10 protein-coding genes are annotated in these 14,218 nt (G+C 73.5%); 7 read left to right on the top strand and 3 right to left on the bottom strand.

The window, feature by feature from the left end; genetic code table 11:
* Position 1: 1 nt before the first annotated feature.
* Entirely contained in the window at positions 2-1,315 is a 1,314-nt protein-coding gene (locus ABZW10_RS26690) for a VWA domain-containing protein (protein WP_355370292.1), read from the bottom strand.
* Positions 1,316-1,609: 294 nt separating this feature from the next.
* Here ABZW10_RS26690 and ABZW10_RS26685 point away from each other — a divergent pair, with 294 nt between their 5' ends.
* The 5 genes from ABZW10_RS26685 to ABZW10_RS26665 all read left to right on the top strand — a co-directional run bounded on the left by ABZW10_RS26685 (position 1,610) and on the right by ABZW10_RS26665 (position 8,534).
* Positions 1,610-2,122 (top strand): DUF1269 domain-containing protein, encoded by a 513-nt coding sequence (locus ABZW10_RS26685; RefSeq protein ID WP_355370289.1) that lies wholly within the window; start codon positions 1,610-1,612, stop codon positions 2,120-2,122.
* A 210-nt stretch (positions 2,123-2,332) separates the two neighbouring features.
* Positions 2,333-3,679: an FtsW/RodA/SpoVE family cell cycle protein gene (locus ABZW10_RS26680; RefSeq protein WP_355370287.1), complete on the top strand. Its 1,347-nt coding sequence runs from the start codon at positions 2,333-2,335 to the stop codon at positions 3,677-3,679.
* An 83-nt stretch (positions 3,680-3,762) separates the two neighbouring features.
* On the top strand, positions 3,763-5,223 hold the full coding sequence (locus tag ABZW10_RS26675; RefSeq protein WP_355370369.1) for a penicillin-binding transpeptidase domain-containing protein: 1,461 nt from the start codon (positions 3,763-3,765) through the stop codon (positions 5,221-5,223).
* Positions 5,224-5,480: 257 nt separating this feature from the next.
* On the top strand, positions 5,481-6,968 hold the full coding sequence (locus tag ABZW10_RS26670) for an amino acid permease (protein ID WP_355370285.1): 1,488 nt from the start codon (positions 5,481-5,483) through the stop codon (positions 6,966-6,968).
* Between the two features lie 129 nt (positions 6,969-7,097).
* Positions 7,098-8,534 (top strand): glycosyltransferase 87 family protein, encoded by a 1,437-nt coding sequence (locus ABZW10_RS26665; RefSeq protein WP_355370282.1) that lies wholly within the window; start codon positions 7,098-7,100, stop codon positions 8,532-8,534.
* Positions 8,535-8,580: 46 nt separating this feature from the next.
* Here the strand turns inward: ABZW10_RS26665 and ABZW10_RS26660 are convergent, their stop codons facing one another.
* Both ABZW10_RS26660 and ABZW10_RS26655 read right to left on the bottom strand, forming a co-directional pair.
* Positions 8,581-10,350: a penicillin-binding transpeptidase domain-containing protein gene (locus ABZW10_RS26660; protein WP_355370279.1), complete on the bottom strand. Its 1,770-nt coding sequence runs from the start codon at positions 10,348-10,350 to the stop codon at positions 8,581-8,583.
* 196 nt (positions 10,351-10,546) lie between these two features.
* Positions 10,547-12,442 (bottom strand): phospholipid carrier-dependent glycosyltransferase, encoded by a 1,896-nt coding sequence (locus tag ABZW10_RS26655; RefSeq protein WP_355370276.1) that lies wholly within the window; start codon positions 12,440-12,442, stop codon positions 10,547-10,549.
* Between the two features lie 106 nt (positions 12,443-12,548).
* Between ABZW10_RS26655 and rsmI the strand changes: the two genes are divergently transcribed.
* Together rsmI and ABZW10_RS26645 are read left to right on the top strand one after the other, a co-directional pair.
* Positions 12,549-13,430 carry a 16S rRNA (cytidine(1402)-2'-O)-methyltransferase gene (gene rsmI, locus ABZW10_RS26650; RefSeq protein ID WP_355370273.1) on the top strand — a complete coding sequence of 294 codons (882 nt, stop codon included), beginning with the start codon at positions 12,549-12,551 and terminating at the stop codon, positions 13,428-13,430.
* A gap of 278 nt (positions 13,431-13,708) precedes the next feature.
* Positions 13,709-14,158 carry a hypothetical protein gene (locus tag ABZW10_RS26645; protein WP_355370270.1) on the top strand — a complete coding sequence of 150 codons (450 nt, stop codon included), beginning with the start codon at positions 13,709-13,711 and terminating at the stop codon, positions 14,156-14,158.
* Positions 14,159-14,218: the final 60 nt, after the last annotated feature.

Here is a 14,218-nt window from a genome sequence, read left to right as displayed (position 1 = left end):
GTCAGTTCTCCTGCCAGACAGCGATGCGCCAGCGGGCGATCCAGCCGAACAGCAGGCCGGTCACCAGGCCGGCCAGGGTGAGCACGAGCAGCAGGATCCAACCGCGGCCCAGGCCCATCGCCGGGCCGTCCGGGGCGGGGGAGGCGGCGGTCAGGTCGACCGTCAGCTCCAGCGGCAGGCCGGGGTCGGCCGCGACGCCGGCCTGCGGGGCCAGCGAGTTGGAGACCACCAGGCAGACGGTGGTCTCCGGCTTGCCGCTCGGCGAGGCGGAGGCGGTGGCGGTGGCGTAGCCCTTGGAGTCGTCGGCGGACCAGCGCAGGCCGGTGGAGACGACGTCGGTGCGGCCGCTGCCGGCGTCGGTGCCGCGGACCAGCTCCTGGCCGGCGGTGCTGGTGGCCTGCAGCAGGACGCCGTAGTCGCGGGCCACCGCGCGGTCCAGCGAGACGCTGACCGAGGCGCGCAGCTCCTGGCCGGCCTTGACCGGGACCCGGTAGACGCGGTGCTCGGAGAACTTCTCGCGGTCGCTGTAGACGCCCGGGGTGAGGACCGGCGCGGACTCGCACTTGTCGGTGCCGGCGGTCTTGACCGGGGCGACCGCGTAGGTGTCGTTGGAGCGGTCGACCAGCTGCTTCACCTTCTCGGTGAGCTGCTCCTGGGTGCGCACGTCGGTGTAGGTGCCGCCGGTGGCGTTGGCGATGCAGAGCAGCTGCTGGCGGGTCTTGTCGTCGTGCGCCAGGCCCAGGGTGTCGACCACCAGGTGGATGCCCTGGGAGGCGAGCTCGCGGGCGACGTCGCACGGGTCGGGCGGGGTGCAGGTGTCCTCGCCGTCGGTGATCAGCACCACCCGGCGGGTGGTCTCGCCCTTGCCGAGGTCCTCGGCGGCGCCGCGCAGGGCCAGACCGATCGGGGTGTAGCCGGTCGGCCGCAGGGTGGCGACGGCGGTCTTCGCCTCGGTCTTGTTGGTCTTCCCGACCGGGAAGAGCTGCTTGGTGTCCAGGCAGCCCTGGGTCTTGTCGGTGCCGGGGTAGTTGGCGCCCAGCGTGCGGATCCCGAACTCGGTCTCCGACGGCAGGGCGTCGATGACGTCGTTCAGGGACTGCTGGGCCACCGAGATACGGGTCTTGCCCTGGATGTCGGCCTCGCGCATGGAGCCGCTGACATCCAGCACGAGGTCGACCCGGGGGGCCTCCTTGCCGGCCGCGCCGGCTGATGGTTCGTCGGCATGGGCGGGCAGGCCGCTGAGCAGCGCCCCGCCCGCTATCGTCAGGGCGGCCAGCAGGCTGCCGAGCCTGGCCTTCGGTCGTCGTCCGTTCATCACCCGCCCGATCCTAGGGACCATCAGTTCGCCGTGGCCAACGCGCGATGGTGCGCGAAAGGGCCGGATCCGGCGCGAACTCGCGGGCGCCGGTTGGGGGATCGGAGCGCGGGTGCTCCGGGGTGCGCCGGTCGCGCGGTGCGGTGGTGACGGGGCCTCGGGCAATACGGGACACACCGGGTGAAAAGTCGATTGATAGGGATTTCCTCGTTAGGGTGACGAGGGGGCGAGGGCGCCGTCGCACCGGCGCTCCCGTCCCGGCCGGCACGTCAGCTTCAGGGGAAGGACCCGTACGTGAGCAACCTCTTCGCGATCGCCTATCCGGATCTGGCCACCGCCCAGGCGGTGCGCAACGAGGCGGTGGGTCTGCAGAAGCAGCGGCTGATCGAGCTGGAGGACGCGGTCGTCGTCGAACGCCGCGAGGACGGCAGGATCAAGCTGCACCAGCAGGTCAGCACCACCGGGGCCGGGGCCGCCTCGGGTGCCGTCTGGGGCGGGGTGATCGGCCTGCTGTTCTTCATGCCGATCATCGGCGCGGCGGTCGGCGGCGCGGCCGGGGCCGCGGTCGGCGCCACCACCGACATCGGGGTGGACGACGACTTCATGCGCCAGGTCGGGCAGCACCTCCAGCCGGGCACCGCCGCGGTGTTCCTGCTGGTCCGCACCGCCACCGCGGACAAGGTCGTCCCGGCGCTGGCCCGCTACGGCGGCCGGATCATCCAGACCTCGCTCTCCGACGAGGCCGAGGCCGAGCTGAAGGCGACCGTCGAGGCCTCCCGGGCGCAGGCCGCCCCGGCGTCCGCCTGACCCGGGACCGGCCCGCCCGACCGTCCGACCTGCTCCATCCGCTCCATCCGCTCCTCCGTCTGATCCGCTCCTCCGTCTGACTCCCGGATCCCGCCGGAACAGCCGCTCACACCGGGGCGGACGGGCCCACCGCCCGTCCGCCCCGGCCGTCACCCCGGCGAAGTCCGGCAGCCCCGACTCCCTGGACGGCCCGTGGCGACACCCCCCGCCGTGACGAGCGCCGCCGGCCGCCCGCGCCGGACCGTGCCGACCCGGCGCAACACCGAGCTCGCACTCGTCCTGGCCGCGGTGCTGGCCGCGGTGCTCGGTTACGCCGCGGTGGGCCTGCGCATCGACGGCACGGTGCCCGCCGACGCGGGCACGTACGGGGCCGCGCTCGGCGTGCTCGCACTGCTGGCGCACGGCACGGTCCGCTGGAAGGCGCCCTTCGCGGACCCGCTGCCGCTGCCGATCGCGCTGCTGCTGAACGGCGTCGGACTGGTCGTCGTCTACCGGCTGGACCGGGCCACCCCGGGGGACGCGGCGCCCGCGCAGCTGCTCTGGTCCGGCCTCGGGGTGGGCCTGTTCATCCTGGTGCTGCTCCTGCTGCCGGACCACAAGCGGCTGCAGCGCTACGCCCACATCGGGGCGCTGGCGGCCCTCGTCCTGCTGGTGCTGCCGATCTTCTTCCCGCCGGTGTACGGCTCCCGGATCTGGATCACCGTCGGTCCGCTCTCGCTGCAGCCGGGGGAGTTCGCCAAGGTCCTGCTGGCGGTGTTCTTCGCCGCCTACCTCGCCGTGCACCGGGACACGCTGGCGCTCGGCGGGCGGCGGGTGCGGCCCGGCCGCGGCGGACTGCGGTGGCTGCCGCCCGGGCGGGTGCTGGCGCCGGTCCTGGTGATCTGGGCGGCCTTCGTCGGGGTGCTGGTGCTGGAGACCGACCTCGGCACCTCGCTGCTGTTCTTCGGCCTCTTCGTGGTGATGCTGTACGTGGCCACCGCGCGGACCGGCTGGATCGCCGTCGGGCTGTTCCTGGCCGCGGTGGCGGCGGTCGGGGTGGGCCTGCTCTCGCCGCACGTGCACAGCCGGGTCGCGGACTGGCTGGATCCGCTCGGCTCGATCGCCGACGGGCACGGGGCCAACCAGATCGCCCAGTCGCTGTTCGCCTTCGCCTGGGGCGGCGAGCTGGGCACCGGGCTCGGCAACGGGCACTCGGCGCTGATCGGCTTCGCCGCCAAGTCCGACTTCATCCTCGCCACGATCGGCGAGGAACTCGGGCTGGCCGGGCTGGTCGCGGTCCTGCTGCTGTACGCGCTGCTGGTCTCGCGCGGGTTCCGGACCGGGATCGCGCTGCCCGACCCGTTCGGCCGGCTGCTGGCGATCGGGCTGGCGGCGCTCGTCGGCCTCCAGGTGTTCGTGGTGGCGGGCGGGGTGCTGGACCTCATCCCGCTGACCGGGATGACCCTGCCGTTCGTCGCGCAGGGGGGTTCCTCGGTGGTGACCAACTGGATCATCGTCGCGCTGCTGGTGCGGATGAGCGACCTCGCCCGGCGGCCCGCCCCGGGGGAGGCGCGGTGAGCCGGCGGCGCGCGGGCCGGCGGGGCGGGGGCGGACGGCGCGCGGGCGGGTGGCCGGACGCCGGGCCGCGCGGGCTGCCCGGGATCTCCGTCACCGGGCGCCGGGCCGGCACCTTCTGCCTGCTGCTGATCGTGGCGCTCTGCGCCCAGGCCACCCGGGTGCAGGTGTTCCGGGCCGACAGGCTGAACCGCAACGCCGCCAACCAGCGGCCGGTCATCGAGCGGTACGCGCAGCCGCGCGGCGGCATCCTGGTGGGCGCCGACACCGTCACCGGCTCGTCGGCCACCGGCGGGCGGTTCGACTTCAAACGCACCTACACCGACGGGCCGCTGTTCGCGGCGGTCACCGGCTACTCCTCGCAGACCTACGGCAACAGCCAGCTGGAGGGCACCGAGGACGCGCTGCTCTCCGGCACCGACGGCCGGCTGGCGGGCTGGGCGGTGTGGGACGCGGTGACCCGGCGGCAGAACCCCGGCGGGGACGTCCACACCACCATCGACCGGGCCGCCCAGGAGGCGGCGGTGCGCGGCCTCGGCGGGCAGAAGGGCGCGGTCGCCGCGATCGAGCCGGCCACCGGGCGGATCCTGGCGCTGGCCTCCACCCCCTCGTACGACCCCGGCAGCTTCGCCGGCACCTCCGCCGGGGACCAGGAGGCCTGGAACCGGCTGCAGGGCGACGCCGACCAGCCGATGCTCAACCGGGCGCTGCGCCAGACCTACCCGCCCGGCTCGGCCTTCAAGGTGGTCACCGCGGCGGCGGCGCTGGAGAGCGGGGTGGTCACCGACGTGGACGCGCCGACCGACGCGCCGTACCCGTACGTCCTGCCGGGCACCACGACGCCGCTGGTCAACGACGCCCCGGCCTGCGACGTGCCGGGCCGGTCGCTGGACGCCGCGATGACGCTCAGCTGCAACAGCGTGCTCGGGTACCTCGGGGTGCGGGTCGGCCTGGAGCGGATGGCCGCGACGGCGGAGGCCTTCGGCTTCGGTGACGCCCGGCTGGACATCCCGGTGCGGGCGGCCCGCTCCGTCTTCGACACCCGGATGGACGAGTCGCAGCTGGCGCTCTCCTCGATCGGCCAGTTCGACACCGCGGCCACCCCGCTGGTGATGGCGATGGTCGCTGCCGGGGTGGCCGACAACGGCACCGTGATGCGTCCACAGCTTGTGGACAGACTGACCCGGAGCGACGGCACCACCGTCCAGCTGATGCGGCCCGCGGTGTACCGGCAGGCGATGAGCCCGGGCACCGCCGGGCAGGTCCGGCGGCTGATGACCGACGTGGTGGAGAAGGGCACCGGGGGAGCCGCCCGGATCGCCGGCGCGGTGGTCGGCGGGAAGACCGGCACCGCCCAGCACGGGGTGGACAACACCGGAACGCCGTACGCCTGGTTCGTCTCCTGGGCCGCCCCGGCCGGTTCGACCGCGGTGCCGCCGGTGGCGGTCGCCGTGGTGATCGCGGACAGCGACGCGACCGATGTGACGGGCGGCGCCCTGGCCGCCCCCGTGGCCCGTGCGGTGATGCAGGCGGTACTGGCCGGGTGAGCCCCTTACCGGCCGCCCTGACCTGCGGCTCTAGCCGGTCGCCGGGAGATCCGCCGTCTGCGAAGTGTCCGGTTTGTTCCCACTGATGTGACGCTTCGTATAATGCGCGCGATGGGACTGTTCGTTTGCGACACTGGTGTTTTCGCGGGGTACTGCCCATCTTTGTTCGGTTGGTCCCCGATGACACCCGATGACACCTTTCGGCGCGTCGAGTGACCGGCCGCTCGAACCCTCCACCGCCCAGAAAGACCCCCGTTTTGGCCAGCAACACGCTCGGCGCGCGCCTTCTGCGGCGCAAGCCCGTCATCACCTTGATCGCCGAGAGCGAGGGCCGCGAGGGCCTGCCCGCCGGTGCGCCCGAGGAGGGCGGACGTTCCGGCATCCACCTGCGGCGCTCGATCGGGCTCTGGCAGCTGTCCGCGATCGGCATCGGCGCCACCATCGGCACCGGCATCTTCTTCGTGCTGAACAGCGCCGTGCCGTCGGCCGGGCCGGCCGTCATCCTGTCCTTCGTGATCGCCGCGGTCACCGCCGGCCTCACCGCGCTCTGCTACGCCGAGATGGCCTCCGCCATCCCGGTCTCCGGCTCCTCCTACTCCTACGCGTACGCCACCCTCGGCGAGGGCGTCGCCTTCGCGGTCGGCATCTGCCTGCTGATGGAGTACGGCGTCTCGGCCTCGGCGATCGCGGTCAGCTGGGCCGAGTACCTCAACAAGTTCTTCGACCTGGCCTTCGGCTTCAAGCTCCCGGAAGTGATCTCCGGCGCGCCCGACCAGACCCACTGGTTCAACCTGCCGGCGCTGCTGCTGGTCGCCATGGTCTGCTTCCTGCTGATCCGCGGCGTCAGCGAGTCGGTGAAGGTCAACGCGGCCATGGTGGCCATCAAGCTGCTGATCCTGCTGCTCTTCATCTGCGTCGGCCTGACCGGCTTCCACTCCGGCAACCTGACCCCGTTCATGCCGCTGGGCATCGGCGGCGTGCAGGTCGCGGCCTCCACCATCTTCTTCTCCTTCATCGGGCTGGACGCCGTCTCCACGGCCGGTGAGGAGGTCAAGAACCCCCGCCGCACCCTGCCGCTGGCGATCATGATCTCGCTGGTGGTGGTCACCCTGCTGTACATCCTGGTGGCCCTGGCCGGCGTCGGCGCCCAGCCCTGGCAGAAGTTCGAGGGCCAGGAGGCCGGCCTCGCCCAGATCCTCCAGGACATCACCGGCCAGAGCTGGCCGGCCATGCTCTTCGCGATCGGTGCGATCGTCTCGATCTTCTCGATCACCCTGGTGGTCATCTACGGCCAGACCCGCATCCTGTACTCGATGGGCCGTGACGGCATGCTGCCCAGGCGCTTCGCGGAACTCTCGCCGCGCACCGGCACCCCGGTCTGGAACACCATCGTGGTCGGTCTCGGCGTCGGCGCCCTGGCGGCCTTCGTGCCGCTGCGGGTACTGGCCGACATCACCAGCCTGGGCACCCTGATCGCCTTCTCGGTGGTGGCGATCGGCGTGATCGTGCTGCGCCGCACCCAGCCCGACCTGCCGCGCGGTTTCAAGGTGCCGGGCTACCCGGTCGTCCCGCTGATCAGCGTCGCCTTCTGCGCCTACCTGATCAGGGGCCTGCACGCGGACACCTTCAAGGCGGGCGGGATCGCCCTGGCGCTCGCCGTGGCGGTCTACTTCGGCTACAGCATCAAGCACTCCAAGCTGGAGCGGGCGGAGCAGCCGACGGAGACCGGGAGCACGGTCGGCTGAGCCGGCGGTGCGCCGCCGACGGGGCCGGCGGGGGGCGGACTCCTCCCCCCGTCCGCCCCGTCCGGGCCGGCGGACACACCCGTCCCCGAGATGGCGACAGCGCACCGCCCACGGCCCTAACCTTCCACCATGGTGAGCACCCGCACGCCCGGCCGTTCCCGCCCGCGCGGCCGCTTCACCGGCCGGGGCGCGACCCCGACGACGCCCGCCCCGACCGTTCCGCCGACCGTTCCCCCGGCCACCTCCTCCGCCCGGCGCGGCCGTCTGCGCGGCGGCCCGTCCCGCCGGTCGTTCCCCCACCAGCGCGGCGGGAGCGGCCCGCCCGCCCCGGCCGATCGGCTGAACCCGCCCGGCCTCGTCGCCCACCGCGGCGTCCAACTGCTCGGCTGCCTGGCCGCCACCGCCTGGGCGGCCGGCTTCCCGCTCGTCTCCGACCTGCCCAACCAGCGCCTGTGGGGCACCCTCGCGGCCCCCGCCTACCTGCTCGCCGGGTTGCTCTGCCTGGTCCTGCCACGCCGCTTCGCCGCCCGGGCCGGGGCGGCGGCCGCCCTGCTGGGTGCCGTGCTGGTGCCGCTGGTGCTGCTCGTGCTGCAGGGCCGCCACCAGTCCGAGGTGATGGTGGTCGAGCGCTCCGCGCACCTGCTGTTCACCACCGGCAGCCCGTACCTGCCGCATCCGGTGACGGTCACCGACTACAACCCGTACCTGCCGGCGATGTCGCTGTTCGGGGTGCCGCACGCGCTGCTCGGCGAGGGCAGCGCCGCCGCGCGGCTGGCCGGGGACGCCCGGATCTGGTTCGCGCTGGCCTTCGTCGCCTGCTTGCTGGCGAGCTGGCGGCTGCTGCGGCCCACCAGGGACCGCGCGCCGCTGCTGCCGCTGACCGTGCTCACCGCCTCGCCGCTGGTCGCGCTGGCGCTGGTCGGCGGCGGGGTGGACCTGCCGCTGATCGGGCTCTGCTGCCTGGCCATGGCGCTCGCCGAGCGGGACCGGACCATCGCCGCCGGGCTGGTGCTGGCGCTGGCCGGGACCCTGAAGTGGACGGTCTGGCCGGCACTGCCGGTGGCCGTCCTGCTGCTCTGGCGGCTCTACGGCCGGCGGCCGGCCGCCCGGGCCGGGCTGACCGCGCTCGGCGCGGCGTCCGCCGTCATGGTGCCGTACGTGCTGGCGCGGGCCGAGGAGCTGCGCGAGCAGGTGGTGCGCTTCCCGCTCGGGCTGACCGCGATCCAGACGCCGGCCGGCAGTCCGCTGCCCGGCAAGGTGCTGGCCGGGTTCGGGCCCAGCGGGCACATCGCCTCACTGGTGCTGCTGACCGTCGGCGGGCTGGGGGTGACGGTCTGGCTGCTGGCCCGGCCGCCGGTCTCCGCGATCGCCGGTGCCGATCTGCTGGCCGCCGGGCTGGCGATCGCCTTCATGCTGGCGCCGGCCGGGCGGTTCGGCTACCTGGCGCTGCCGGCCGTCCTGGTGATCTGGCCCCGGCTGGCCGCCCGGCGGTGGAGCGCCCGCCCGCCCGTCCCGTCGGCCTGCCTGCTGGCACAGACCGGGCCCGCCCTGCCGGCGACGCGGTAGGACGGGCCCGGGCGGCTGCCGAGGATCCGCGGTTCACCCGGGGGTGTCAGCGGTTGCCGGCGGCCTTGATGATCGAGGCGACGGCGGGACCGGCGGCGTCCACACCGTGGCCGCCGCCCTCGACCTCGGCGGCGACCGCGAGGTTGCCCCGGTAGGCGGTGAACCAGCTGTTGGTGGTGGCGATGCCGGTGGCCTCGGCGGAGCCGGTCTTGGCGCCCGCGTTGTCGGAGATCCCGGCCATCACGCCCTGGGCGGTGCCGCCGGTGGCGGTGGCCGCCATCATCTGGCGCAGCTTGCCGGCGACGTCGGGGGTCATGTCCCGGGCGGCCTTCTGCTGCGGCAGCTCGGCGACCAGGATCGGCTGCTTGAAACTGCCGCTCTGCACGGTGGCCGTGATCGAGGCGATGGCCAGCGGGTTCATCTGGACCTTGCCCTGGCCGATGGACTGCATGGCCTGCTCGTCCTTGTTGGTGCCGGCGTCCGGCACCACGGCGTCGAAGCTGGGCAGGCCGGTCTGCCAGTTCAGGCCGATGCCGTAGACGTCCTTGGCGGTGGTGGTCAGCGCGCCCGGCTTGAGGCTGGTCAGGCCCTGGTCGATGAAGGCCGTGTTGCAGGAGATCATGAAGTCCTGCTGGAGCGTGTTGTTCGGGTACGCGTCGGGGAACGAGTTCGGGATCTTCTTGGGGTTGCTGCTCAGGGTCGGGCACGGCACCGGGGTGTCCGGGTTGACCCCGGCCTCCAGCAGGGCGGTGGAGGTGAGGATCTTCAGCGTGGAACCCGGGGCGAGCTGGCCCTGGAAGGCCCGGTTCAGACCGGTGACCGGCGCGTTGGCGAAGGCCAGGACCTGGCCGGTGCTCGGCTCGATGGCGACGATCGAGCCCTTCTTGCCGCCCAGGTCGGTCATCGCCTTCTCGGCGGCGGCCTGCAGGTTGGCGTCGATGGTCAGCTTGAAGGGCTTCGGGGGCTTGGGGTCGACGATGGTGAACAGCCGGTCGGGGGTGCTGTTCTGGTCGGCCGCGTTGGTGATCACCACACCGGTGCCGTTGTCGCTCTGGTCCTTGTTCTGGTCCGCGAGCAGCTTGGCGACCTTGGCCTGCACCGTGGCGACCAGCGGGGTGATCGAGGGGCTGTTCAGCGCCTTGTTGTTGCGGTCCACCACGTTGCCGGCCAGCGGGGGCAGCGGCTGGACGGAGATCGTCTCGCCCGCGCCCAGGTGCGGGTGGATCACCGACGGCGCCCAGTGCACGGCCGGGGTGTCGTCGCTCATCTTCACGACGCCGAGGAAACCGTTGTAGTCCCAGACCCGGTTGGTGCCCTCGAACTCGGCGCGGGCCTTGAAGCCCATCAGCACCCCGGTCGGGGCGGCGGAGGCGGTCGGGGACGCGGAGTCGCCGGCGGTCGCGTCGCCGGGGGTGGCCGGTGCGGTGGCGGGGGCCGTGGTCCTGGCGGGGGAGGGGGTGCCGGTGGCCGAGGCGAAGGCCGCCGGGGTGGCCGGGCCGGAGGATGCCAGGGTGAGCCCGCTCGGCTTCACCTGGTCGCGGAACGCGCTCAGCGCGGTGGTCGCGGCGGCCGGGTCGTCGGTCAGCGCGGCCGCCTTGGCCAGGTCGCCGGCCGCCCAGGCGTCCAGGAAGTCCTTGGCCCCGGCCGCGGCCTGCTCGGCGCTCGGGGGTTCGGCGACCACCGTGCGCTGCTTCTTGGCGGTGGGCTCGCCCTTGTCGTCCGAGCCGCCGACGAGGCTGTACGCCCCGTAGCCGCCGGCGGCGAGCATGGCGACGGCCACGCCGGTGATGATGCCGGTCTTCGCGCCATTGCGCATGGTGATGTTCCCCCAAGGGTCAGGCGATCGGCCGCAGCCGGAGGTGGCCGGATGCGCGTTCGGAGCCCAGCCTAGGCAGCCGGATTCCGCGCACCGACGAAGGGACCGGGTGTTGTGACGGTTCTGGTACGTGTCGCGTACCACTTCGGTACCCTTCGCCGCCCGGCCGCCGTCCCCGCGCGGCGGCCGGCCGCCGTCAGATCCAGGTGTTGAACCACATCCGGCGGCGCCAGTCCTCCATCGGGATCGTCTCGCCGGTGTACAGGGGGTGGAAGAACAGGAAGTTCCACATGATCAGCAGGACCACCAGGCCGGCCGCCGCGGAGCCGATGATCCGGCGGTCCCGGGACGCCCCCGCGGGTCCGATCAGCGCTCCCACCAGCATCGTCACGGCGAGCACCAGGAACGGCACGAAGCAGACCGCGTAGAAGAGGAAGATCGTCCGCTGCTGGTAGGCGAACCAGGGCAGGTAGCCGGCGGCCAGGCCGCAGAGCACCGCGCCGGCCCGCCAGTCGCGGCGAGCCGCCCACCGCCAGAGGCAGTAGACCAGGGCGATCACACCGGTCCACCAGAGCAGCGGGGTGCCGATGCCCAGCACCTCGCGGGCGCACTCGTTCACCGTGCAGCCGGCCGTCCCCTGCTTCGGGGACTCGTAGAAGAAGGACACCGGCCGGCCCAGCACCAGCCAGCTCCACGGGTTCGACTGGTAGGTGTGCGGGTCGCTCAGGTGGGTGTGGAAGTCGTAGACCGTCGAGTGGTAGTGCCAGAGCGAGCGCAGGCCCTCGGGGATCCACGGGTAGTCGGTGGAGCGGCCGACCGCCCAGTCGCGGCCGTAGCCGCCCTGGTTCGGCACGTTGCTGCTGGCGAACCAGCCCCACCAGGAGGTGATGTAGACGACCACCGAGGTCACCACGATCGAGACGAAGGCGGGCACCGCGTCCCGGACCAGCGTCCACAGGTAGGGGCGGTCGGCGCCGGCCAGCCGGCGCGAGCCCACGTCCCACAGCACGGTCATCAGGCCGAAGGCGGCCGCCACGTACAGGCCGCTCCACTTGGTCGCGCAGGTCAGGCCGACGCAGACACCGGCCGCGATCCGGTACGGGCGCCAGCCCAGGTTCATCCGGTGGGCGAGCGCCGTGTCCGGCCCGCCGTCGCCGTGCGCCGCGAGACGGGCGGCGATCCGGGCCCGGGTGCGGTCGCGGTCCAGCAGCAGGCAGCCGAAGGCGGCGAGGATCCAGAACATCACCACCAGGTCCAGCAGCGCGGACCGGCTCATCACGAAGTGCAGGCCGTCCACCGCGAGCAGCAGGCCCGCCACGCAGCCCAGCAGGGTCGAGCGGAACAGCCGGCGGGCGATCCGGGCCACCATCAGCACCGAGAGGGTGCCGAGCAGGGCCACCGCGAACCGCCAGCCGAAGGGGTTCATCCCGAAGATCTGGATGCCGGCGCCGATGATCCACTTGCCGACCGGCGGATGCACCACGTACGAGGGGTTCGGCCGGTACGGGACCGGGTCGCCCGCCATGATGTGGTCGTTGGCGCCCTCCGGCCAGCTGATCTCGTAGCCGCCGTGCCAGAGCGCGTAGGCGTCCTTGGCGTAGTAGGTCTCGTCGAAGATGATCGCGTCCGGCGAGCCGAGGTTGTCGAACCGCAGTGCGCCGGCGAACAGGGCCACCACGAGCGGGCCGAGCCAGCCGGACCAGCGCACCAGCCAGGACCAGAGCGGCGCCGGCAGGGACAGGCCCAGGCGGAGCAGCAGGGGGGAGGGCGGCACCCGCTCGGGGGTGACGCCCCGGCCGTCCGGCATCGGCGGGACCAGGCGTTCGGCCAGGGTGGCGGCGGGCGGTGGCGAGTAGCCGAAGCGGCCCAGGCCGCGCAGCCAGGCGGGGCGGGGCGGCGCCGGTATGGAGCCGTCGGCGCCGTCGCCGTCAGGGCTGTCGCCGTCGGGGCCGACGGTCCCGGTGCCGTCGTCCGGGTCCCGGGGGCCGGGCAGAGCGGGCGACGGCTGGTCCGTCAGGACCGGCACGCCGACGTCACCCCGCGCGGTGTGGTCTGTACCAGTGGGCGTCTGCGCCGCCGTGTCGCCGTTCATCCGCCACATCGTAGGGGCGCGGGACGAGGCTGCGGAGGGTCCCTCCGAAGCTGCCCGAATCGTCACCAAAAGCGCCCGGCCGCCGGTTGCTGGAAGGATGGGGCCCGTGACAGGAGTACTGGTACTGGCAGGCACCCCCATCGGCGACGTCTCGGACGCCCCGCCCCGGCTGCTCACCGAGCTGGCCACCGCGGACGTCATCGCGGCCGAGGACACCCGGCGGCTGCGCCGGCTCACCCAGGCGCTCGGGGTGACCCCGACCGGGCGGGTGGTCTCCTACTTCGAGGGCAACGAGGTCGGGCGCACCCCCGAACTCGTCGAGGCGCTGCTCGGCGGTGCCCGGGTGCTGCTGGTGACCGACGCCGGGATGCCGTCCGTCTCCGACCCCGGCTACCGGCTGGTGGCGGCCGCGGTGGCCGCCGACGTCAAGGTGACCGCGGTGCCCGGGCCGTCCGCGGTGCTGACCGCGCTGGCGCTGTCCGGGCTGCCGGTCGACCGGTTCACCTTCGAGGGATTCCTGCCGCGCAAGAGCGGCGACCGGGCCCGGCAGCTGGCCTCGGTCGCCGCCGAGCCCCGCACCATGGTCTTCTTCGAGGCCCCGCACCGGATCGCCGAGGCGCTCACCGCGATGGCCGAGGCGTTCGGCGCCGAGCGGCCCGCCGCCGTCTGCCGCGAGCTGACCAAGACCTACGAGGAGGTCCGGCGCGGCCCGATCGGCGAACTCGCGGCCTGGGCGGCCGAGGGCGTCAAGGGCGAGATCACCGTGGTCGTGGCGGGCGCGCCGCCGGCCGCGCCGCAGGAGCTGACGCCGGCCGAGCTGGCCCGGCTGGTGGCCGTCCGGGAGGAGGCCGGAGAGCGCCGCAAGGAGGCCATCGCGGCGGTCGCGTCCGAACTGTCGTTGCCCAAGAGGGAGGTCTTCGACGCGGTCGTGGCGGCCAAGAACGCGGCTGCGGCGGGCCCCGGGCGCACGGTCGGTGAACCGTCCTGAACTGACCGCGACAAGCCGCTGAGCTGCGGGTACGTACCGTTCGCGGGCGATGTGCCACAGCGCGTGCGGGCGCGTACCGTGGGGAGAAGGCCCCGGGAGAACGCCCGTCGGGCCGAAGCTTCGGTCGAGGTTCCCGGACAGGACCCACCCTTTCGTATAGGGATTCCCAATCTGCCTCCAAGTCTTCACAAGAGGGGCATTGCCCGGAGCGATCCGGGCATTTCCTGGGATGGAAAGACCCAGCCGGGCGAGCGCCCGGCGGGCGCTGGGAGACGGCTATGAGCGAGACGATCGGTAGCCCCCGCGGTGGCAACGCCCTGAGCGACCCCGGCCCGAGCGGCACCGGCCCGAACGGCCGGACGCAGACTCCCGTCGAGACCGTCCGGGAGGCCTACTCCTTCGCGTGCCTGAGCTGCGGGTACGGCTGGGAGCAGGCGTACGACATCGAGCACCACGTGGCCCGGGACGGGCACGTCGTCTTCGAGTACCACGCCAACGGAGTCCGGGTGCCGTCGCCGCTGCTCAAGCCGACCTGCCCGGGCTGCGGCGGCCACACCGTGCGGATCATGCGCGAGGGCCGGGTCAGCGTCGCGGACCGGTCGTTGCAGCACGCCCCCGGGTTCGCGGCCCACGCCGAGCCGGCCGGGGCGCCCGGGACGGGCCGGCCGGTGCGGCCCGCCCCGACGGGCGGGCGCTGGGCGCGGTTCTGGGCGCGGCTGCGCGGCTGACGAGGAGGAGGCGGGCCCCCGGCTGGGAGGCGGAGGCCCGCCGACGAGGAGGCGCAGGGC

The sequence above is a fragment of the Kitasatospora sp. NPDC004723 genome (genome assembly GCF_040609255.1).
Classification (GTDB): domain Bacteria; phylum Actinomycetota; class Actinomycetes; order Streptomycetales; family Streptomycetaceae; genus Kitasatospora.
The sequence above is the reverse complement of the archived record's forward strand: the minus strand, read 5'-3'. Positions and strand labels throughout refer to the sequence as shown.

Bases quoted from the DNA above. Each gene is read 5' to 3' on its own strand.
- ABZW10_RS26660 (WP_355370279.1), bottom strand. From the start codon at position 10,350: ATGCGCAATGGCGCGAAGACCGGCATCATCACCGGCGTGGCCGTCGCC.
- ABZW10_RS26655 (WP_355370276.1), bottom strand. From the start codon at position 12,442: ATGAACGGCGACACGGCGGCGCAGACGCCCACTGGTACAGACCACACC.
- ABZW10_RS26665 (WP_355370282.1), top strand. From the start codon at position 7,098: ATGGTGAGCACCCGCACGCCCGGCCGTTCCCGCCCGCGCGGCCGCTTC.
- ABZW10_RS26690 (WP_355370292.1), bottom strand. From the start codon at position 1,315: ATGAACGGACGACGACCGAAGGCCAGGCTCGGCAGCCTGCTGGCCGCC.
- ABZW10_RS26645 (WP_355370270.1), top strand. From the start codon at position 13,709: ATGAGCGAGACGATCGGTAGCCCCCGCGGTGGCAACGCCCTGAGCGAC.